At 37.4% G+C, this 18,124-nt stretch carries 21 protein-coding genes and 1 pseudogene; 7 read left to right on the top strand and 15 right to left on the bottom strand.

The features are described from left to right. Window positions 1-54: 54 nt before the first annotated feature. The 4 genes from cbpB to M3226_RS10575 form a co-directional block, all read right to left on the bottom strand. The gene (cbpB, locus tag M3226_RS10560) at window positions 55-498 is read right to left on the bottom strand and encodes a cyclic-di-AMP-binding protein CbpB (protein ID WP_251565076.1); all 444 of its coding nucleotides are present in this window, start codon (window positions 496-498) and stop codon (window positions 55-57) included. A 115-nt stretch (window positions 499-613) separates the two neighbouring features. Beyond that, window positions 614-850, bottom strand: coding sequence for a YkuJ family protein (locus M3226_RS10565; protein WP_251565078.1), 237 nt, complete (start codon window positions 848-850; stop codon window positions 614-616). Window positions 851-1,069: 219 nt separating this feature from the next. Further along, a complete protein-coding gene (locus M3226_RS10570; RefSeq protein WP_251565079.1) occupies window positions 1,070-1,312 on the bottom strand; it encodes a hypothetical protein in 243 nt (80 codons plus the stop codon). A 74-nt stretch (window positions 1,313-1,386) separates the two neighbouring features. Beyond that, window positions 1,387-2,598 (bottom strand): EAL domain-containing protein, encoded by a 1,212-nt coding sequence (locus tag M3226_RS10575; RefSeq protein ID WP_251565081.1) that lies wholly within the window; start codon window positions 2,596-2,598, stop codon window positions 1,387-1,389. A gap of 139 nt (window positions 2,599-2,737) precedes the next feature. On the opposite strand from M3226_RS10575, the gene M3226_RS10580 reads away from it, so the two are divergent. From M3226_RS10580 to M3226_RS10600, 5 genes are all read left to right on the top strand, one after another. Continuing rightward, window positions 2,738-3,580 (top strand): C39 family peptidase, encoded by an 843-nt coding sequence (locus M3226_RS10580; RefSeq protein ID WP_251565083.1) that lies wholly within the window; start codon window positions 2,738-2,740, stop codon window positions 3,578-3,580. A gap of 128 nt (window positions 3,581-3,708) precedes the next feature. Next, on the top strand, window positions 3,709-4,587 hold the full coding sequence (locus M3226_RS10585; protein WP_251565085.1) for a metallophosphoesterase: 879 nt from the start codon (window positions 3,709-3,711) through the stop codon (window positions 4,585-4,587). A 123-nt stretch (window positions 4,588-4,710) separates the two neighbouring features. Next, on the top strand, window positions 4,711-5,190 hold the full coding sequence (locus M3226_RS10590) for a YkyB family protein (protein WP_251565087.1): 480 nt from the start codon (window positions 4,711-4,713) through the stop codon (window positions 5,188-5,190). Window positions 5,191-5,439: 249 nt separating this feature from the next. After that, entirely contained in the window at window positions 5,440-5,640 is a 201-nt protein-coding gene (locus M3226_RS10595) for a hypothetical protein (RefSeq protein WP_251565089.1), read from the top strand. A gap of 153 nt (window positions 5,641-5,793) precedes the next feature. Further along, window positions 5,794-6,948 (top strand): aminotransferase A, encoded by a 1,155-nt coding sequence (locus M3226_RS10600; RefSeq protein WP_251565091.1) that lies wholly within the window; start codon window positions 5,794-5,796, stop codon window positions 6,946-6,948. Between the two features lie 47 nt (window positions 6,949-6,995). Here M3226_RS10600 and M3226_RS10605 read toward each other — a convergent pair whose 3' ends face one another. The 10 genes and pseudogenes from M3226_RS10605 to M3226_RS10650 form a co-directional block, all read right to left on the bottom strand. Further along, on the bottom strand, window positions 6,996-7,175 hold the full coding sequence (locus M3226_RS10605) for a hypothetical protein (protein WP_251565142.1): 180 nt from the start codon (window positions 7,173-7,175) through the stop codon (window positions 6,996-6,998). A 76-nt stretch (window positions 7,176-7,251) separates the two neighbouring features. Further along, a complete protein-coding gene (locus M3226_RS10610; protein WP_374110578.1) occupies window positions 7,252-8,139 on the bottom strand; it encodes an NAD(P)-dependent oxidoreductase in 888 nt (295 codons plus the stop codon). 155 nt (window positions 8,140-8,294) lie between these two features. Next, on the bottom strand, window positions 8,295-8,768 hold the full coding sequence (locus tag M3226_RS10615) for a hypothetical protein (protein ID WP_251565095.1): 474 nt from the start codon (window positions 8,766-8,768) through the stop codon (window positions 8,295-8,297). Window positions 8,769-9,017: 249 nt separating this feature from the next. Continuing rightward, complete coding sequence (locus tag M3226_RS10620; RefSeq protein WP_251565097.1) at window positions 9,018-9,653, bottom strand: FMN-dependent NADH-azoreductase; 636 nt, start codon at window positions 9,651-9,653, stop codon at window positions 9,018-9,020. 113 nt (window positions 9,654-9,766) lie between these two features. Next, the gene (locus M3226_RS10625; RefSeq protein ID WP_251565098.1) at window positions 9,767-9,913 is read right to left on the bottom strand and encodes a hypothetical protein; all 147 of its coding nucleotides are present in this window, start codon (window positions 9,911-9,913) and stop codon (window positions 9,767-9,769) included. 955 nt (window positions 9,914-10,868) lie between these two features. Next, window positions 10,869-12,581 (bottom strand): phosphoenolpyruvate--protein phosphotransferase, encoded by a 1,713-nt coding sequence (gene ptsP / locus M3226_RS10630; protein ID WP_251565100.1) that lies wholly within the window; start codon window positions 12,579-12,581, stop codon window positions 10,869-10,871. Next, on the bottom strand, window positions 12,581-12,847 hold the full coding sequence (locus M3226_RS10635; protein ID WP_251565102.1) for a phosphocarrier protein HPr: 267 nt from the start codon (window positions 12,845-12,847) through the stop codon (window positions 12,581-12,583). Before M3226_RS10635 ends, ptsP begins: the two co-directional genes overlap by 1 nt. Before the next feature lie 366 nt (window positions 12,848-13,213). Then, complete coding sequence (locus M3226_RS10640) at window positions 13,214-14,881, bottom strand: glycerol-3-phosphate dehydrogenase/oxidase (RefSeq protein WP_251565104.1); 1,668 nt, start codon at window positions 14,879-14,881, stop codon at window positions 13,214-13,216. Window positions 14,882-14,999: 118 nt separating this feature from the next. Next, window positions 15,000-16,488: pseudogene (glpK, locus tag M3226_RS10645) on the bottom strand (glycerol kinase GlpK). A gap of 48 nt (window positions 16,489-16,536) precedes the next feature. Next, complete coding sequence (locus M3226_RS10650) at window positions 16,537-16,731, bottom strand: hypothetical protein (RefSeq protein WP_098526936.1); 195 nt, start codon at window positions 16,729-16,731, stop codon at window positions 16,537-16,539. A gap of 229 nt (window positions 16,732-16,960) precedes the next feature. Here M3226_RS10650 and M3226_RS10655 point away from each other — a divergent pair, with 229 nt between their 5' ends. Continuing rightward, window positions 16,961-17,149 (top strand): YkvS family protein, encoded by a 189-nt coding sequence (locus tag M3226_RS10655; protein WP_098526935.1) that lies wholly within the window; start codon window positions 16,961-16,963, stop codon window positions 17,147-17,149. A gap of 87 nt (window positions 17,150-17,236) precedes the next feature. On the opposite strand, the gene M3226_RS10660 is transcribed toward M3226_RS10655, so the two are convergent. After that, complete coding sequence (locus M3226_RS10660; RefSeq protein WP_251565140.1) at window positions 17,237-17,356, bottom strand: DUF6254 family protein; 120 nt, start codon at window positions 17,354-17,356, stop codon at window positions 17,237-17,239. 146 nt (window positions 17,357-17,502) lie between these two features. Between M3226_RS10660 and M3226_RS10665 the strand changes: the two genes are divergently transcribed. Beyond that, a complete protein-coding gene (locus M3226_RS10665; RefSeq protein WP_251565106.1) occupies window positions 17,503-18,114 on the top strand; it encodes a CPBP family intramembrane glutamic endopeptidase in 612 nt (203 codons plus the stop codon). Window positions 18,115-18,124 lie beyond the last annotated feature (10 nt).

Below are 18,124 nucleotides of genomic sequence, written 5' to 3' on the forward strand. Positions count from 1 at the left end.
ACACCTCTCATCCTAAAAAAATAGAGCCCCCAAATGGGAGCAGAAAACTATTGGTTATTTCTTGAACCTCTTGACCACTTTATTTAATTGATTTAATACGGTACTTCTTGGTAGAATTCCTTCAAAAAAACCATCTTCATTTTCAACACAAAGAAATGGATGATTGACTAATAAATCTAAACACTGACTAATAGATTCAGAAATTCCCACTCGAGGAATCGAGCTTTTCATTACCTCTTCTACCCGCTTATTTTCAAGCTGCTCAAATTCTATTCGTTCAAGCCCTAAAATGGAATCCATGATAATAGGGGTACTAATGAGCCCATGCAGCTTGTAATGTGGATCTAGGACGGGTATGGCAGTATATCCACTCTTCGTTAATACCAGTAAGGCATGCTCGAGGTTATTTCCAATTTGCACATGAGCAACTCGCTCGGAAGGTACCATTAATTGTTTAATTGTTAATTCTAAAAATTCCCCGCTAGGAAGACTAATCATAAGTAGAATACTCCTCAATAAATGTTTTTCTACAGACTTATTTTATCACAGTTTCCAGGAGTCCGCGTTAATTTTAAAACCGTTTTCCATAGAAAAAAGGAACCGTGATAGGCTCCTACTGAATTAAATCAAAGATTTCAATTGTAATCATATCAATGTTATCAAATTGGTATCTTTTTGGCTTTTCCTTCTCGTTATATATTTCCAATTCAAATGTTTCTGTTTTTGGATGAAAGGTAACTTGACATTTTCTTTCACCATTTACTTCAAAATAACGTTGTGCAGGTTCACCAGTTGTGGATTGTTCCTGAAGGTTTTTTAACCTTGTTAATATACCTTGTAGCTGTGACATACAATTATCCTCCTTTTAACACAAACAAACTGTCTACAGTTATGTTTTGCATTTGGCATCTTTCTATCCTTCTCGATTGATTTCAAAATTTGACAGTCAAATTTTTATGCCAATATTAACAGAATAAGATAATAGGCTCCATTTGTCCAAGTAAAAATGTAGAAATCGTGATTTTTTTAACAAAACATGAAAAAAAGGCCTCTTTTAACAGGAGACCTATCAATAAAATGTGATGGCAAAAAAAAGGATGATAAACAATAGTAAAGCAAAAAAGATTCCATAGGCTATGAAAATTGGATTTCTTGTATAAATATTTTTTTGAACCGGTTTAGAGATCTGCTGATCATGACCTAAGTTCCCAGAGACTGCCTTATGCTGTCTGGCAACTGAAAATGAATAAAGGAGGGAAAATGCAAGCACTCCAATAATCACAATGGCTAAGATATCGACAAAAAGATTCATAAACAAGACTCCTTCTAAATGGGTGTTATATTTAAAATCCCACTCCATAAAACAATCTATACCATCTAGGGAACTTACAATAATTGGTCATGTTCAAATAAATATCGATAGGAAATATCAATAAATAGATAATCGTGTTCATTCATTGGGAAAGAAAATGTACGAATCGTTTCGCCTGTCTCAATATCACCATACAAATCGGATAATCTTCCTTTTTGCTCATGCCGCATCTTGATAATATTTTCCAAAAAATACGGCCTCCAGCTCCAATTTTTATTTAAGTATACAGATTGGGTCGTCCAGCCATTTTCCCCTTTAAAAATATTAGCTGATTTTTGAAATCCATCCTCATCACATACATACATCCGAAAAGCTATATCATCCATTTCCTTAATTAACGCTTGAAATAACGCTTCATAACTCGCCTTTTTATTTTTGTTCACAATATCCTGAACCATTGTTTGAAAATACTCCGCCGTGGTATAGACAGCTTCTAATTTTCGCTTCTCATAAGCAATGAAATCATGAAATTTCTCCTTTAATCGATATTTGAGGAGATCACGATTAATAAAATCCTCTGTGGGAGGATGTAAGTAAAAACCTTGATAATAATGTCCGCCATTTTTCCATGCAAACTGAAGCTGATAACTCATTTCAATATTCTCAAAAAGAAGAGTGGCCCCTATTTTCCTTGCCAAGAGTGATAGGGAGAACAAGACATCAGTAAAATTCACACCGATAGCTGTTGATTTTAAAGCTTGAAGATTTATTTTTAAAATATCAGGCTCAAGCTGTCCAATCCGCTCAAAGTAGTGACTTTCGTCGCCAATACTTGCCATCGCAATCTTCAGACCATACGTTCGATAATAATGGAGGAGATGATCGAATTGATCTAAATCCCCTTGATAATTTCGGTCGGAAATCTCCAAAATTATCCGTTTTAAACTCAATCCCTTTTTTTCAAACTCTAAAAGTTCTTGTAAAAACGGTTCCCCATGTCTGTACATTAATAACTCTGCATTTCGGTTTAGAAAGATTAGGACATCCTCGTCAAGATTCAACACCTTTTCGAGTGCCTTTTTAACGACTATTAGGTCCACTTCATATTTATATTCATCCGGAATTTGATCATCATGAAAAAATGCTCCCAGGCTGATGACATTTCCATTTGCTTGATATCGTCCCAATACTTCGTAAGCTATAACGCTTTGCTCATCCGCATTAAATATCGGTTGAAAATAAGGAAAGACATTTTCAAGATCCGATAATATTTCCAATGCATCCATCCGATTTCCTCCATATAATTTTTCTCATTATACGATACGCTTCATTTCTGCTTCTCGTTCTTTTCCAACAGGATACCATTATAGCATCGTTGATACAATCATAACCTATATTCAAGGCTTCCATAAAGGAGGTAGTTTTGTGAAAAGCCTATGTTTATTAGCAGCTTTACTAACAATGTTTGGCTGCAGCCACTCGAATACGATTTCAAAGCAGCAAGTTTTAGAGAAGGCAAGTTCTTCCAACATGACTAGTAATAGTAACTTGGAAACATCACGTGATAAGATAGATAGTAAATCTTACTCCATAAATGATATAAAGGAGCAGGTAACCAATGTTGAAGGTCAGCAAAAAGCTGATCATTCCGTTAGTACCACTCCAAGAAAGCAGTCTACATTACTAAATGTCGTGTTAATTAAACAAAATCCAGAATTAAGATATGGCTGTGAAGTGACCAGTTTGGCAATGGTCTTAAATTATGCTGGAGTTAAAACAGATAAAATGGATTTGTACCGAAGAATTCAGAAGGATCCAGACCCACTTATTAAGTCGGCAAGTGGAAATATTATACGCTGGGGTAACCCTGCCGATGGATTTGTCGGTGACATGACAGGTAGACAGGCAGGCTATGCGGTATTTGATAAACCTATGGTTGCCTTAATCAATCAAAAACTTCCGGGGAGAGCGGTAAATTTAACAAATCTGCCTTTTGACCTGGTATTAGCGCATGTTTCGTCAGGCTATCCAGTGGTGGTTTGGACAACCGGAGATTACCGCCTTCCAGATCGTTGGGAAAGCTGGTATCATGGAAAGCAATTCATCAAGACACCGCTTGATTTGCATGCAGTGGTCTTAGTAGGATATGATCCAAATTATGTATTTTTGAATGACCCTTTGTCAGGACGAAAACAAGTACGGGTTAATAAAGAACAATTTATTAGATCATGGAAAGCTTTGCAATCACGTGCGGTTAGTTATAAGTAGTAAGCAGTCTTTTTTGACTGCTTTTTTAGCATTTTTTCACTTTTTTTGAATAAACACATACAAATAACCTTTTTATTGTAATAAAGATAACTATTGAGGCTAGTATAAAAGGCAGGATGGTTGAAATTATGGTTAGAAAGAAAACGAGAAGGACGTTTTTAAAAAAGATAATGGGTTCTTTCCTGACGGTTCTCGGAATAAGTTCAGGGGGCTATTATTATGCCAATCGTATTGAGCCGTCCCTGTTAGAATTAAATGAATTGGAAATCAAACATCGATTAATTCCAAAAGGTCTTGAAGGATTAAGGATTATTCAATTTAGTGATACTCATCTTGGCTTTCAATACGATTTATCGCAATTTAAAAAATTAGTATCCAAAATTAATCAATTAAAACCAGACATTATTTTATTTACTGGGGATTTAATGGACGAACCAAACAAATACACCAAATTAAATGATTTGGTCCCCATTTTAAACAACTTACACGCCCCACTGGGGAAGTATTGTATTTTTGGCAACCATGATCACGGCGGCTATGGCTCAGAAATATACCGGAATATCATGGAATCTACCAACTTTAAGGTCCTTTTGAACCAGTCTGTTAAGATCAAATTAAAAGATGGGAGCCGCTTTTATCTGATAGGAATCGATGATGCTATGCTGGGTAACCCTGACTTGCCATTAGCCTTAAAAAATGTACCTAACAATCACTTCAACTTATTGTTATCCCACGCACCAGACCTTGCGGAAACTGCTGCACAATATCCAATTCATTGGCAGCTTAGTGGACACAGTCATGGTGGACAAGTTAAACTGCCAATACTTGGGGCACTAATTATGCCTCCATTTGCACAAAGGTATCCAGAGGGCCTTTATAAAATTGAAGGTAAATATTCCTTAAACCTATATGTTAATAGAGGAATAGGAACAACCCGACTACCGTTTCGTTTTATGGCTAAACCTGAGCTGACGATCTTTACACTTAAATCGTCTTCGTTTACTTAAAAATCCGCCAATTCCATTTTCCTTAAAGTGAATTGAACGAAAAGCCGGAAAATATCTTCAACTTATTTCTATTTTCCTAAAAAATAGGTATAATATAGTTGTAAAAGAATGAAAGGAGTTCATATGTTGAATTACGATCAGAGTTATCCTCGAACCAAATTAAATCTAACTATTGAAAACCTCTCCCAAGCTGTCTTTACCGTGAATCGCCATGCAAAAACAGCTGTTAACCCCAAATTTTTATACAAATTAAAACAGGAATCATTAAAAAAGTTGATTGTTGAAGGAAAAGCTAGAAAAGTTGGCCTCCATTTTTCTGATCATCCACGAAACAGCCAGCAGCAATCTGATGTACTAGTTGAATGTGGAAAATATACATTTCATATTCCTCCCACAAAATCAGATTTTCAGGAACTTCCCCATCTCGGAAAACTAGATGGTAGTGTTAGAAATCCGAAGACGCATATCTCCCTTAACGCTGCAAAAGCCTTATTGCAATCCTATACAGGAATTACTGAACTGGAGAATCAGCCTTCTTACCCTCGAAATAAACAACAAACCTACCAAAAACCTATTTTCAAAAAGTTAGGCGAACGCTACTAATCAATTAAAGCCAGGAAGGTTCCTGGCTTTTTTGACCTTCATAACTATTACAGGTGCTATATGGTCTAACAGAAGCCCCTGTTTATGGCGCTTGTGCTTTTTTAGTGTGAACAAGTTCTTATTTTTGCTACATCTTCTTGAGAATTTTGTGAACAGCTCTTGCAACACATAGACTTCTAAGTGAATCAGAATTACAATATTGTCGGGAAAAGAATTAAGCAGGATAAACTAATAAAGAGGTGCTTTACAATGAAGGGTACGGCTATCCTTTTTCAGGAACGGAATATTACGTTTATTGAAGATGTGGAACATTCCTTTTTCGAAAACATCAAAGAACAATGTGTTTGTAAAAATTACAACTGCCAAATAAATAACAAAGCAGTAGATTTTGGTTCAGTGTCTCCTGTTTTTTGGCACGAGGATGAGATCGATTGGGAATACGGATATTGATCTAAAAATTTATCTAATATACATCAGAAACGGTATGGAAATACAATTCATGCCGTTTTTTTGTTGAGAACATATTAAATACTCAATTGTAGAACTTCCTCCTTAAATAGTCTATAATCATGATAATAATCGTTTGGCGGAAGGAAGTACATAATGGAACACTTAATCAATCATAGAGTTAAGAACATTGAAATCTCCGGAATTAGAAAATTCTTTAATCTCGTTGCAGATTTGGATGACCTAATTTCCTTTACAATCGGGCAGCCCGATTTTCCTACTCCTAACCATGTAAAAGCAGCGGGAATTCAGGCAATTGAAGATAATTTTACCTCTTATACACATAACGCTGGGACACTGGAATTAAGAAAAGCGGCAACTCAATTTGTACAAAAAAAGTATGATTTACACTATCAACCTGAATCAGAGGTCATAGTCACGATGGGAGCAAGCGAAGCCATCGATATTGCTTTCCGTACGATTCTTGCAGAAGGATCAGAGGTTATATTACCCGGACCTATTTATCCAGGCTATGAGCCGATCATACGGATGATGGGGTCGGTCCCTGTGCATGTCGATATACGGAACAATCAGTTCCGGTTTACATTAGAAATGATGAAACCTTATATTACGGACAAAACACGCTGTATTGTCCTGCCTTATCCTTCTAATCCCACAGGCGTGAGTTTATCTAGCAATGAATTAAAAGAAATAGCAGAGTTTATAAAAGATAAGGACATCTTTATCCTGGCAGATGAAATTTATAGTGAACTTACCTTTGAGCATAAACATACTTCAATAGCCAGCTTCATAAAGGATAAAACGATAGTCATTAACGGATTATCAAAATCACACTCGATGACAGGCTGGAGAATTGGTTTTTTATTCGCTCCTGAATACCTCACCAAACATATTTTAAAGGTTCACCAGTATAATGTGTCATGTGCCAATTCCATTGCCCAAAAAGCAGCGTATGAGGCATTGACGGCTGGCATTAATGATGCCGAGGTCATGAAAGAGGAATATAACAAGAGAAGAGAGTATGTTTATATGCGCTTAACAGGCATGGGACTTGATGTAGTAAAGCCAGACGGTGCTTTTTATTACTTTGTAAAAATACCGGACGCAATTCCTTTAAATAGCTTTGACTTTGCCCTGAAGCTTGTTCATGAGACCAAGGTTGCAGTCGTTCCAGGCAGTGCATTCTCGGAATTTGGCGAAGGTTACTTCCGATTATCCTTCGCCTGCTCGATGGCAAATTTAGAACTAGGCCTCAACAAAATGGAATCTTTCTTTAGACAGTGGGTATAAAGAAAACCCTCACAGGACTATACTGTGAGGGTTTATTTTGTGTATTTTTAGCCTTTATACTTACCGTTGTTCTTAGGAGCTTTTTCTTTTCTCGCTTTATCTTTGTGAATTTTATTGGTATCAGCAGAACCCATTTCATGGGCAAATTCTTCATTTAATACCGCAGAGTCAAAGCCCTTTTTATTTTTTTGCTGTGGGTCATTCTTTTTTGTCCGTTTTGCCATCATAATCCCTCCTATCAAGAATTAGTTTCTTGAAGACGGGGGTCATTTATTCGAACCAAATTTTGGCCAATTGACAATGTTAGGACTTCCAATATTTATAAAGAGCATGGGTACCGCTGTTTTCCTCTCCCATTTCCGCTAATTGCTCATACAATGACATAGCTAGCGACAAGCCAGGCACTGGCAGATCCATCCTCTCAGCCTCCGCTAAAGCAATTTTCATATCTTTAATGAAATGTTTTATGTAAAATCCAGGTTCAAAATTCCCTGTTAACATTCTTGGAGCAAGGTTGCTAAGAGACCAGCTTCCTGCAGCTCCAGTGGATATGCTTTTTAAGACATTCTCAGGATTTAATCCTGCCTTCTCTGCATAAATGATGGCTTCACAAACACCTATCATGTTTGATGCGATCGCAATTTGGTTAGACATTTTTGTATGCTGGCCAGCCCCGGCCTTCCCCTGGTAAACTATATTATTTCCAATAAGATCCAATAAAGGTTTGACCGCTTCAAAAGCCTCTTCCTCGCCACCGACCATGATCGACAGTGTTGCCTCCCTTGCACCCACATCTCCTCCAGAAACAGGGGCATCAATGACCTGAATCCCTTTTGTTTTAGCTGCTTCATAAATAGTGCCAGCTAGAGATGGTGATGAAGTAGTCATGTCAATATAATAACTACCTGCCGTACCGTTTGGAATTAGCCCGTTCTCTCCCAAGTAAACCTCCTCTACATCCGTGGGATAACCAACGATAGTAAAAATAACATTGGCCTTTTTGGCCACTGCTTTAGGGGTTTCTGCCCACTCAGCACCTTTTTCTAATAATTCATTAGCCTTTTCCTTTGTTCTAGAATATACTACTAATGGATATCCAGCTTTTAATAAATGTCCTGCCATACTTTTCCCCATTACACCTGTTCCAATAAAACCTATTACGGTATTTTCTGGTACTAACAAAATACTCATCCTCCCTTACTAATTCTCTCCATTTTAGCATTTTTCTGTAGGTCATGCATTTTATACATAAATAAGACCGGAACGTTGAACGTCCGGCCTTAGTGCTCCATCTCCAAATTTATGCACATACTAAGATTGTCCTATATAATAATTATTAAACATGTTTATAACTCGGAAGAGAAATTTGTTAAATAAGCACGGCCTAATACTTCTTTATCATTAAATACTTCAATCGAAACAGCTTGATCTCTCTCTATCATATTTCGAAGATCCAGTATATGCAGGTCCTCTTTTAACGGAAGCGGGTCCATAAAAATATATTTCTCAGGATTCCCTTTTGATTCTATATAATCACCGTTACGAACTTGCTCCTCACCATAAATAATCTCCCTTTTACCAATAGCTCGAGCAAGTTTATCATCATGGATGGTTACCTTTACCTTATATAATTTTTGGCCATCTAATATTTCATTGTTGATTCTGAAACGGAATTGCAGCTCATTATTTTTTGTCAATAACGCATCTGCATAGCGGTTGACAATTAATTCATTTGAATAAAGTAAGCCGCATCCACTTAAATATCCAATACAAACGATTCCGATGATTAAGGTACCTATTATTCGAAAATTTTTGTTCATCGATAACACTCCCTTATACTCTTACCTTGGCCATAATAGAGTGGTAATAAACGTTAAGAAAGGTTAATTTTCGAAAAATCAAGCGTTTGAATTCCTTTTACCATTCACTATCAATAATCGTAAATCCATAGTCAATCCAATCCTCCCTTTTGGCTGATCTACTTTTTATTATACAAAATAATAAGAGGGAATTCTTGGAAAAACAATTAAAAAATGAGACAGTTTTTCTGTCTCATTTCAAGAATTAGATTAAAATGTATGTGCTAAATCCTTGGCTCTCGCAATCGCATTCTCTTTTATTTCCTGAGCCTTTTCCGGCATGGCGTTGTGCCCCTCGACAAATAACCCTTCAAGACTTGGTACACCAAAGAAACCCATCATAACGCCAATGTAGCGATGACCCATTTCCAATTGTGCTGCTGGACCTTCTGAATAGAAACCGCCACGTGCCTGGATGTGTAACGCCTTTTTATCTGGTAATAGTCCGACAGGTCCCTCTTCAGTATATTTGAATGTTTTTCCTGCAACCGCAACAGAATCGAGGTAAGCTTTCATAATAGGTGGAAAAGAGAAATTCCAAAGTGGGGTAACAAATACATATTTGTCGGCTGATACAAACTGATCACTAAGTTCATTCAACCTCCCAACCTTTGCTTTTTCATCAACGGATAGAGTCTCAAAACCTTGCCCGGAACGAAGCTTACCCCAGCCGCTGAAGACATCAGCATCAATATGCGGAATATTTTCTTTATAAAGATCTATATGGACTATTTCATCATTCTGGTTGACCTGTCTATATTCATCGATAAATGCTTTCCCTACTGCCATACTATAGGACTGTGTTTCGTCATGCGGGTGTGCTGTTATATACAAAACTTTTGCCATTTTCATTCACCTTTCATGTTGATTTTCAAGTCATTTTAGTATGAATCAAAATAGCAAATAATAATCAAAAAAGGAATTTGCCAATTTCGGTAAATTCCTTTTTAATCCTTACTTTATTCGGTTGTTTCAAGCGAGTAAGGATTGCGGCCAATATTAAGCCTCATTTCATCAGTCATTTGAAATGGTTCATTAACAAATGCCTCAGTAGCTGCCTGTCCTAGTGGTAAGCTTCCATCATAATGTAGCGGTTTTTGTTCCATCCAACATTCACCTCCATAAACACTTATGATTATCATATGTATTTTTAGGCCCATTTACTTATATATTCTTCTATTTCATTATACCTATATTGGCTGGTTAAAAATAGAAGAATCAAGTTCTTAATAACCACACATTATAACCTATTTTATCCATAAAAATTTTAATAATTTTAAAATTTATAAAAATTCCCGGCCAGAAAAGACGAAAATCGTAGACAACCTTGATAAATCGTTTGTCTTTTTAGGATATGTATTCAAAAAAGGATACTACCACTCACCATCTGATAAAGCTGTGGGGAAGTTAGTTCAATTACTGATACCTACATTAGTACTACGCCCTAAACAACCTACTTTCTTTCGGTCTCAATTCTTCGGCTTTCTGCCTCATTGACTTCTGTTTAGTACATAACGAGTAAATAAGTTCGTATAGCTTTTCTTCCATGGACAGACGGGCTTCGCATCAGTTCCACTGCCTTTTAGGTCAATGTCTGTCTTATCAACTACGTGATAAGTCGCTTGTCTTTGTGGCGTTTCTGACAAGTTTATTCACTACTATCCCCTGCTCTGACTTCTCACCTTCCATAGTCTATTTCTTGTCCATCACAGCTTTGAAAAAAGAGTTACCACCTACGGTGGAGATGATGAGATCTCCTTGGGTCACGTTCATCGCCTTTTCACTCGAAGCCAGTCCTCATAACTAATAAGATATAGAGTGGTATTGGACATCCCCATCCTTTGCAAGGTTAACCCATCTTACCAGCCAACATGGTTACAGCCACCTTTTCCGAGCTTTTCCTTCAAGTCCTCCGCACGAAATCTCACGATACTCGCACTACCTGTCAGCTATACATTTCCGCCACAACGGCATGTTAGGGACTTTCACCCATTAGAGCGATGCGCTGCCAAGCGCACAAAAGACCAACTAAAACACTAGTTGGTCTTTTCGTAAAGATATTTACTTTGTCGCATTATTAACGGCTTTAATAACTTGGTCTGTTGTTTGCATGTTTAATACTTCTTGTGCCAGTCTTTCCATATCGGATTTTTTCAAGTTCCGAATGAGTGAACGAGCCTTCAGGATAGAAGTTGCACTCATCGAAAATTCATCAAGGCCTAAACCAAGAAGGACTGGAATAGCAGTTTCATCACCAGCCATTTCACCGCACATGCCTGTCCATTTTCCTTCAGCGTGCGCTGCATCAATAACCATTTTTACTAATCTTAGGATGGATGGGCTGTATGGCTGATAAAGGTAGGATACACGCTGATTCATACGGTCAGCTGCCATAGTATACTGAATTAAATCATTTGTTCCAATGCTGAAGAAATCTACTTCTTTAGCGAATTGGTCTGCTAGGATGGCAGTAGATGGAATTTCTACCATGATCCCAAGTTCAATTTTTTCAGCTACAGTTTGACCTTCTGAAAGAAGCTTTGCTTTTTCTTCTTCAAGGATAGCTTTTGCAGAACGGAACTCATCTAACGTTGCAATCATAGGGAACATAATCTTTAAATTACCATAACTGCTGGCACGTAATAGTGCGCGAAGCTGTGTACGGAAAAGATCTTGTTCTTCCAAGCATAAACGAATTGCCCGGAAACCTAAGAATGGGTTCATCTCTTTTGGCAGGTCTAAATATGGTAATTCTTTATCCCCACCGATATCCAATGTACGAACAACTACTGGCTTACCAGCCATTCCTTCTAGTACAGCTTTATAGGACTCGAACTGTTCTTCTTCAGTGGGAAGCTGGTCACGACCCATATAAAGAAATTCTGTGCGATATAAGCCAACACCTTCGCCGCCATTTTCAATAACACCTTTTAAATCGGTAGGTGTACCAATATTCGCAGCCAATTCAGCATGGTGACCATCTGCAGAGATTGTTGGTTCATTCACAAGCTTTGCCCATTCGGCTTTTTGAGCTTCATATTCTCCATGGATTTTACGATATTGTTCTACTAATTCAGGGGTTGGATTAATATGTACTTCCCCTTTTAGTCCATCAACAATAACAAGGTCACCATTATTAATTTCCTCTGTCGCAGTTTTTGTTCCTACTACAGCGGGAATTTCCATGGAACGAGCCATTATAGCTGAATGTGATGTGCGTCCGCCAATATTCGTCGTAAATCCTTTAACAAAATTACGGTTTAATTGAGCTGTGTCAGAAGGAGTTAAATCCTCTGCAACAATAATAGTTTCTTCAGCAATCATACTTGGGTTAACTAGCTGAACGCCTAACAAGTGGGCTAATACACGCTTTGTTACATCACGAATATCTGCTGCCCGTTCTTTCATATATTCATTATCCATTTGTTCGAACATCATCACGAACATATCGGCCGTTTCTTTCAAAGCAAATTCTGCATTTACTTTGTCTGATTGGATTTTATCTTCAATTGGTGCATTTAACTCTGGATCGCCTAGAACAAGAAGGTGTGCTTCAAAAATCGCTGCTTTATCTGCGCCAAGGTCTACTTGTGCTTTGTCACGAATTGCTTCCAGTTCAGATTTTGATACTTCCATTGCCTTTCGGAATCGTTCAACCTCAAGCTTAACATCTTCAACCGATTTTTTTTCAAACGATAAATCCGGTTCAACAAGACGGTATGCCTTCGCGATGGCAATACCGTTTGATGCAGCAATACCCTTTAAAAAAGCCATTATTCTGCCAATCCTTCTTTTTTCATTGTATCTTCTAATGCTTGTAATGCATCGTTAGCATCGTTGCCTTCAGCAGAAATTTTGATTTCTGCGCCTTGGCCTACACCTAAAGACATAACACCCATAATAGATTTTAGGTTAACGGTTTTACCTTTATATTCTAAATTAATTTCAGAATCAAATCTGCTAGCTGTTTGTACTAATAAAGTCGCTGGTCGCGCGTGGATTCCTGTTTCTGCAACTACTTTAAATTGTTTTTCTGCCATGCTAATCAAACTCCTTTTAATAAATAGTAAGAATAAAACTTGCCTAATTAAAAATAAACATTTCTAGTCGTTTAGTCAACTAGGAAGCTAAACGATTAGTAAATATAATTAGTTCATTTCGCTTATTTTTCCAAATATAAAAACAATCATACAGTTTTTTTCTTTGGCTAAGCAGTTATTACATACATGCTAGAATAACATCTACGACAATATCAGACAACTACTAATGGTTAGGATTTTGAAATGTTCACAAAAATGTCAAAAACATTCGGATTCTGTCAAAAACTATCGCTTAATTCCCAAAAATATACTATGAAAAGAAAAGGCGTCTAAAGCAGGACAGCTGATACTATGGACGCTTAATTTCTAAATATCATCACCATCTACAGGGAGTTCTGCCGCTTTTAAAGCCTCTTCAAGTGCTAATGAATAGCTGTTTTTATCCTGCTCTGTCCAATTAAACCTCTTTTCCATATAATCGATCACTTGTTTTTTCCACTTCTTTACCGAATCAATATTAAATAAAATGGCCCCGGTCCGCCGATAAAAAAAATCAACGGGAGTAACAGCCATTTCCTCCTCTATTCCATAAATGAGCGAAGCAAATAAAGTGCGAGGCATTCTATATAGTTTATAATCCTCTAGATTTTTCTCCAACAAATTAAAAACAGTTTCAACGTTCGATCCATACAATCTTGTTAATTGCTCTGCTTCTTCGATTGAAAGTCCGGCTTTTAATCCTTTTGACATATTTTCGCCTACATAGTGCTCAAAGTTTTTTGATCCGCCAACATCTCCACCGGAAATCGGCAAAACTTTAGTCAGGCAGCCTGGATATTTTATTCCCTCTTCAGCGTTGAATTGTTCTACTAATAAATCAACAACTGTTTCGGCCATTTTTCGGTAACCTGTTAGTTTTCCTCCTGCAATAGTGATTAAGCTCGAATCAGACTTCCATATTTCATCTTTCCTTGAAATATCGGAGGGATTTTTCCCTTCCTCATGAATCAACGGGCGGACCCCAGCCCAGCTCGACTCAATATCCTCATCGTTAATTTGCACATCAGGGAACATGTAATGAATCGCGTTTATAATATAGCGGCGGTCATTAACTGTTATTTTAGGGTGAACAATATCTCGATCATAAAAGGTATCAGTAGTTCCCACATACGTTTTACCATCGCGTGGAATTGCAAACATCATCCGGCCGTCAGGTGTGTCAAAATATACTGCCTGTTTTAAAGGGAATCGAGATTGATCAAAAACCAGATGAACCCCTTTTGAGAGCTGCAGTGATTTTCCATCTTTTGATTGGTCCAAAAGCCGTAAACCATCCACCCATGGACCAGCAGCATTCACCACTTTTTTGGCATTAATGTTGAAAATTTCACCACTTATTTGATCCTCTCCCATAACCCCGGCAATTTTATTATTTTTATATACAAGCTCAATTATTTTAGTATAGTTACAAGCTATTGTCCCCTTTTCAAATGCCGCTTTTAGTACCTCTATTGTTAAGCGGGCGTCATCCGTGCGATATTCAACATAATAACCACCGCCTTTTAAGTCAGATTTTTTAATAAGCGGTTCCTTTAAAATGGTTTCTGCAGTTGTTAGCATAATCCGCCGCTCTGTTTTTCTTACCTTTGCTAAGAAATCATATATACGTAAGCCAAGCGAGGTTGTGAACTTCCCAAAGGTTCCGCCCTTATAAATTGGAAGAAGCATCCATTCTGGTGTTGTCACATGAGGTCCATTTTCATAAACAATCGCTCGTTCCTTTCCTACTTCGGCAACCATTTTGAACTCCAGTTGTTTTAAATAGCGCAAACCACCATGAACTAACTTCGTTGATCTGCTCGAAGTTCCGGCAGCAAAATCCTGCATCTCTACAAGCGCTGTCTTCATACCTCTTGAGGCAGCATCCAATGCTATGCCCGCACCTGTTATTCCCCCTCCGATAACTAAAACATCGTACTGTTGGCTTCCAAGTTTATGTTGTATTTCCCTACGATCCAATCCAGAAAATTTCATGATCCCTCACTCCCGCTGTTATCCTATTAAAATTTCTTGGGAATAATTAATAAAATAAGAAAAGACCACAAAACATTCCCCCTTACTAAAAGATGCTTTTGTGGTCCTTATTGATATTCTATTTAAAAGTCATTGCTGCGTTTACCGCCTTTTTCCAGCCATTATATAAGGTATTTCTGTTTTCATTTGGCATTTGTGGAGTGAATTTTCTATCAATCGCCCACTGTTTCGCTATTTCTTCTTTACTGCCCCAGAAACCAACTGCAAGTCCGGCTAAGTAGGCAGCACCAAGTGCGGTGGTCTCATTCACGATTGGTCTATCGACAGGTACATTTAGAATATCACTTTGGAACATCATTAAAAAATTATTTCTGACCGCCCCGCCATCGACCCGAAGTGTTGTTAATTCAATACCGGAATCTGCCTCCATAGCGGATAAGACGTCCTTTGTTTGATAGGCAAGTGACTCGAGTGTAGCCCGGACAAAGTGTTCTTTCGAGGTACCACGGGTTAACCCAAATACCGCACCTCTTACATCACTATCCCAATATGGTGTTCCAAGCCCTACAATGCAGGTACAACGTAAACCCCATCAGTGGATGCGACTGTTTCAGCGTATCTTTCGCTTTCTTTTGCTTCTTTAATCATTCTTAATCCGTCACGAAGCCATTGGATTGCTGAACCAGCAACAAATATACTGCCTTCAAGTGCATATTCCACCTTCCCATTAATCCCCCAAGCAATGGTGGTTAACAGGCCATGTTCCGAGCGGACCGCCTTTTCACCTGTATTCATTAACATAAAACAGCCTGTGCCATACGTATTTTTCGCCATTCCCTTTTCGAAACATGCCTGACCAAAAAGGGCCGCCTGCTGGTCTCCTGCCACCCCTGCAATCGGCACCTCTTTACCAAAAAAGTGACTATCTACGGTAGTGGCATAAATTTCAGACGAGGGCCTTACATCAGGGAGCATCGATTTAGGAATATCTAAAATCATTAATAATTCATCATCCCACTTGAGTTCAAAAATATTAAACATCAATGTACGTGATGCATTTGAATAATCGGTTACATGTGCCCTTCCCCCAGAAAGCTTCCAGATGAGCCATGTATCAATCGTTCCAAATAACAATTTTCCCTGTTTAGCCTTCTCACGTGCCCCCTGAACATGATCTAGAATCCATTTAACCTTAGTGCCGGAAAAGTAGGCATCAATGAGTAAACCTGTTTTTTGCCGGAATAAATCATTATATCCCTTTGCTTTTAATTCTTCACAAATATCAATTGTTTGCCTTGACTGCCAAACAATTGCATGATAGACAGGTTCACCTGTTTCTTTATCCCAAACTACGGTAGTTTCCCGCTGATTTGTTATCCCAATTCCTGCGATTTGTTCTGGCTTTACTCCTGATTCTGATAAAACCACAGCTATAACGGACAAAATTGATCCCCATATTTCGTTAGATTGTGTTCCACCCAGCCAGGTTTAGGAAAAAGTTATGTGAATTCCTTTTGAGCTATATGTACAATCTCTCCACGTTGATTAAATAAAATGGCCCGTGAACTTGTTGTTCCCTGATCTAATGACAAGAAATATTCTTCCACTGGCATTCTCCTCTCTTTTTTTAATAAATTGTCTCTATTTAGAAATCATTAACTTCTTGGTTCTTTAAGGTATTGATAAAGGACATCCCCGCCCCTCTGACCAATTCCACGGAAATGTTTAAAATCCTTTCTCTTCACTATTACCTTTCTAAAATCCATAAAATCTTCATTATTTACAAAATACTCAGAAAGTTCCCCTGTCATAAGTTTATCTAATATTTCTGTAACCAATTCTTCTTTCATTAAAACGCACCACCTTTTACATTTATATTTTAATGGAAATAAGTCCTAATCTCCACTGGGATTTTGTAAGCGTTCGCTATTCTTTTTCTGAAATCCCCTTCATATACTTTAATATTCCAAAAGAATTAACATAATTGTCAAATAAAAGCCTTTACGAATTGTAAAAGATAGTGCAAACTGTTATATAAACACTTTATTAATAGTTTTTGAGGATAAAGGAGAGAGACTAATGAGAAAAGCAGAAGTAGGTAATATCATTGAATTTCGCGGTGGCCTGCAAGGTATAGTTGAAAAGGTAAATGAAAACTCTGTTATAGTCGACCTAACAATTATGGATAATTACCGTGATCTTGAATTGGATCAGCGGACAGTTGTAAATCATAAAAACTATAAAGTGGTAAAAGAAAGCGCTTATTAAGTGATAGATTGGTAGAAATGGCAGTAATTTACTGCCATTTCTATTTTTAATTAGAGATATCTCGCCAAAAGGCGAGATTTTTTATGTTTATTTTCCTTGGTCAGTTTCTTTAGAGATCTGCTTTAAAGACTTGACTTTACCATGAGGATTCTGATCCTGTTTACGAACTGTCCATTCCCTTTCATGCTGACTTTGAGATTTACTCAACTTGCTCACTCCTTTCCTCCTTATTTTTTTCATTTGAGTATGTTCTTATCACTAGAAATAAACAAAATGTTTAAAGAAATCATTTCCTTTTGAAAAACATATTTGTTAAAATAAATTTTATCGATTTAGAAAAGGAGCTACTTAGGATGGGAAAATGCTTCCTAGATCTACGACTTATTCTTGGTTTCATCATTGCACACGCACTTATATATTTTTCATTCCATGATAAAACAATATTTTGGTATATTTTTTCTGGATCAATCCTTATTCTCATAGCTTATGCCATGTTCCAAGGAGAAGTGGATGACGAGGCTTCATTTGCCAAATATATATTTTATGGAGCTTTATCAGGTTTCTTGTTATATTTTATTTTTTGGTTTGGATTTAAGGGAATTCAACTATTGGACCTTCCTTTTGAAAAAAACATTAATCACTTGTACCGCTGGTATGCCCCCCACGCTTTTTGGCATTATATTGCCCTTATATTGGTTGCCGCACCAGGGGAAGAACTTTTCTGGCGCGGATTTATACAAAAAAGCCTTTTAAAATATTTCAAACCAATTTGGAGCATTCTACTCGGTGCAGTTCTTTACGCATCTGTTCATATTTATTCAGGTTCTTTCTTGTTAGTTTTTGCTGCCTTTGTCTCAGGGTTTGCTTGGGGAGGACTATATTATTGGAAAAGAAGCATGCCGCTTGTTATTGTTTCACATCTCATTTTTGATATTATGATTTTTATGATTGTGCCGTTTACGTAAGAACAGCTGT

This window comes from Neobacillus cucumis, from assembly GCF_023715505.1.

Bases quoted from the DNA above. Each gene is read 5' to 3' on its own strand.
- cbpB (WP_251565076.1), bottom strand. From the start codon at position 498: ATGATTAGTCTTCCTAGCGGGGAATTTTTAGAATTAACAATTAAACAA.
- M3226_RS10565 (WP_251565078.1), bottom strand. From the start codon at position 850: ATGTCACAGCTACAAGGTATATTAACAAGGTTAAAAAACCTTCAGGAA.
- M3226_RS10570 (WP_251565079.1), bottom strand. From the start codon at position 1,312: ATGAATCTTTTTGTCGATATCTTAGCCATTGTGATTATTGGAGTGCTT.
- M3226_RS10575 (WP_251565081.1), bottom strand. From the start codon at position 2,598: ATGGATGCATTGGAAATATTATCGGATCTTGAAAATGTCTTTCCTTAT.
- M3226_RS10585 (WP_251565085.1), top strand. From the start codon at position 3,709: ATGGTTAGAAAGAAAACGAGAAGGACGTTTTTAAAAAAGATAATGGGT.
- M3226_RS10590 (WP_251565087.1), top strand. From the start codon at position 4,711: ATGTTGAATTACGATCAGAGTTATCCTCGAACCAAATTAAATCTAACT.
- M3226_RS10595 (WP_251565089.1), top strand. From the start codon at position 5,440: ATGAAGGGTACGGCTATCCTTTTTCAGGAACGGAATATTACGTTTATT.
- M3226_RS10600 (WP_251565091.1), top strand. From the start codon at position 5,794: ATGGAACACTTAATCAATCATAGAGTTAAGAACATTGAAATCTCCGGA.
- M3226_RS10605 (WP_251565142.1), bottom strand. From the start codon at position 7,175: ATGATGGCAAAACGGACAAAAAAGAATGACCCACAGCAAAAAAATAAA.
- M3226_RS10610 (WP_374110578.1), bottom strand. From the start codon at position 8,139: ATGAGTATTTTGTTAGTACCAGAAAATACCGTAATAGGTTTTATTGGA.
- M3226_RS10615 (WP_251565095.1), bottom strand. From the start codon at position 8,768: ATGAACAAAAATTTTCGAATAATAGGTACCTTAATCATCGGAATCGTT.
- M3226_RS10620 (WP_251565097.1), bottom strand. From the start codon at position 9,653: ATGGCAAAAGTTTTGTATATAACAGCACACCCGCATGACGAAACACAG.
- M3226_RS10625 (WP_251565098.1), bottom strand. From the start codon at position 9,913: ATGGAACAAAAACCGCTACATTATGATGGAAGCTTACCACTAGGACAG.
- ptsP (WP_251565100.1), bottom strand. From the start codon at position 12,581: ATGGCTTTTTTAAAGGGTATTGCTGCATCAAACGGTATTGCCATCGCG.
- M3226_RS10635 (WP_251565102.1), bottom strand. From the start codon at position 12,847: ATGGCAGAAAAACAATTTAAAGTAGTTGCAGAAACAGGAATCCACGCG.
- M3226_RS10640 (WP_251565104.1), bottom strand. From the start codon at position 14,881: ATGAAATTTTCTGGATTGGATCGTAGGGAAATACAACATAAACTTGGA.
- M3226_RS10650 (WP_098526936.1), bottom strand. From the start codon at position 16,731: ATGAAAGAAGAATTGGTTACAGAAATATTAGATAAACTTATGACAGGG.
- M3226_RS10655 (WP_098526935.1), top strand. From the start codon at position 16,961: ATGAGAAAAGCAGAAGTAGGTAATATCATTGAATTTCGCGGTGGCCTG.
- M3226_RS10665 (WP_251565106.1), top strand. From the start codon at position 17,503: ATGGGAAAATGCTTCCTAGATCTACGACTTATTCTTGGTTTCATCATT.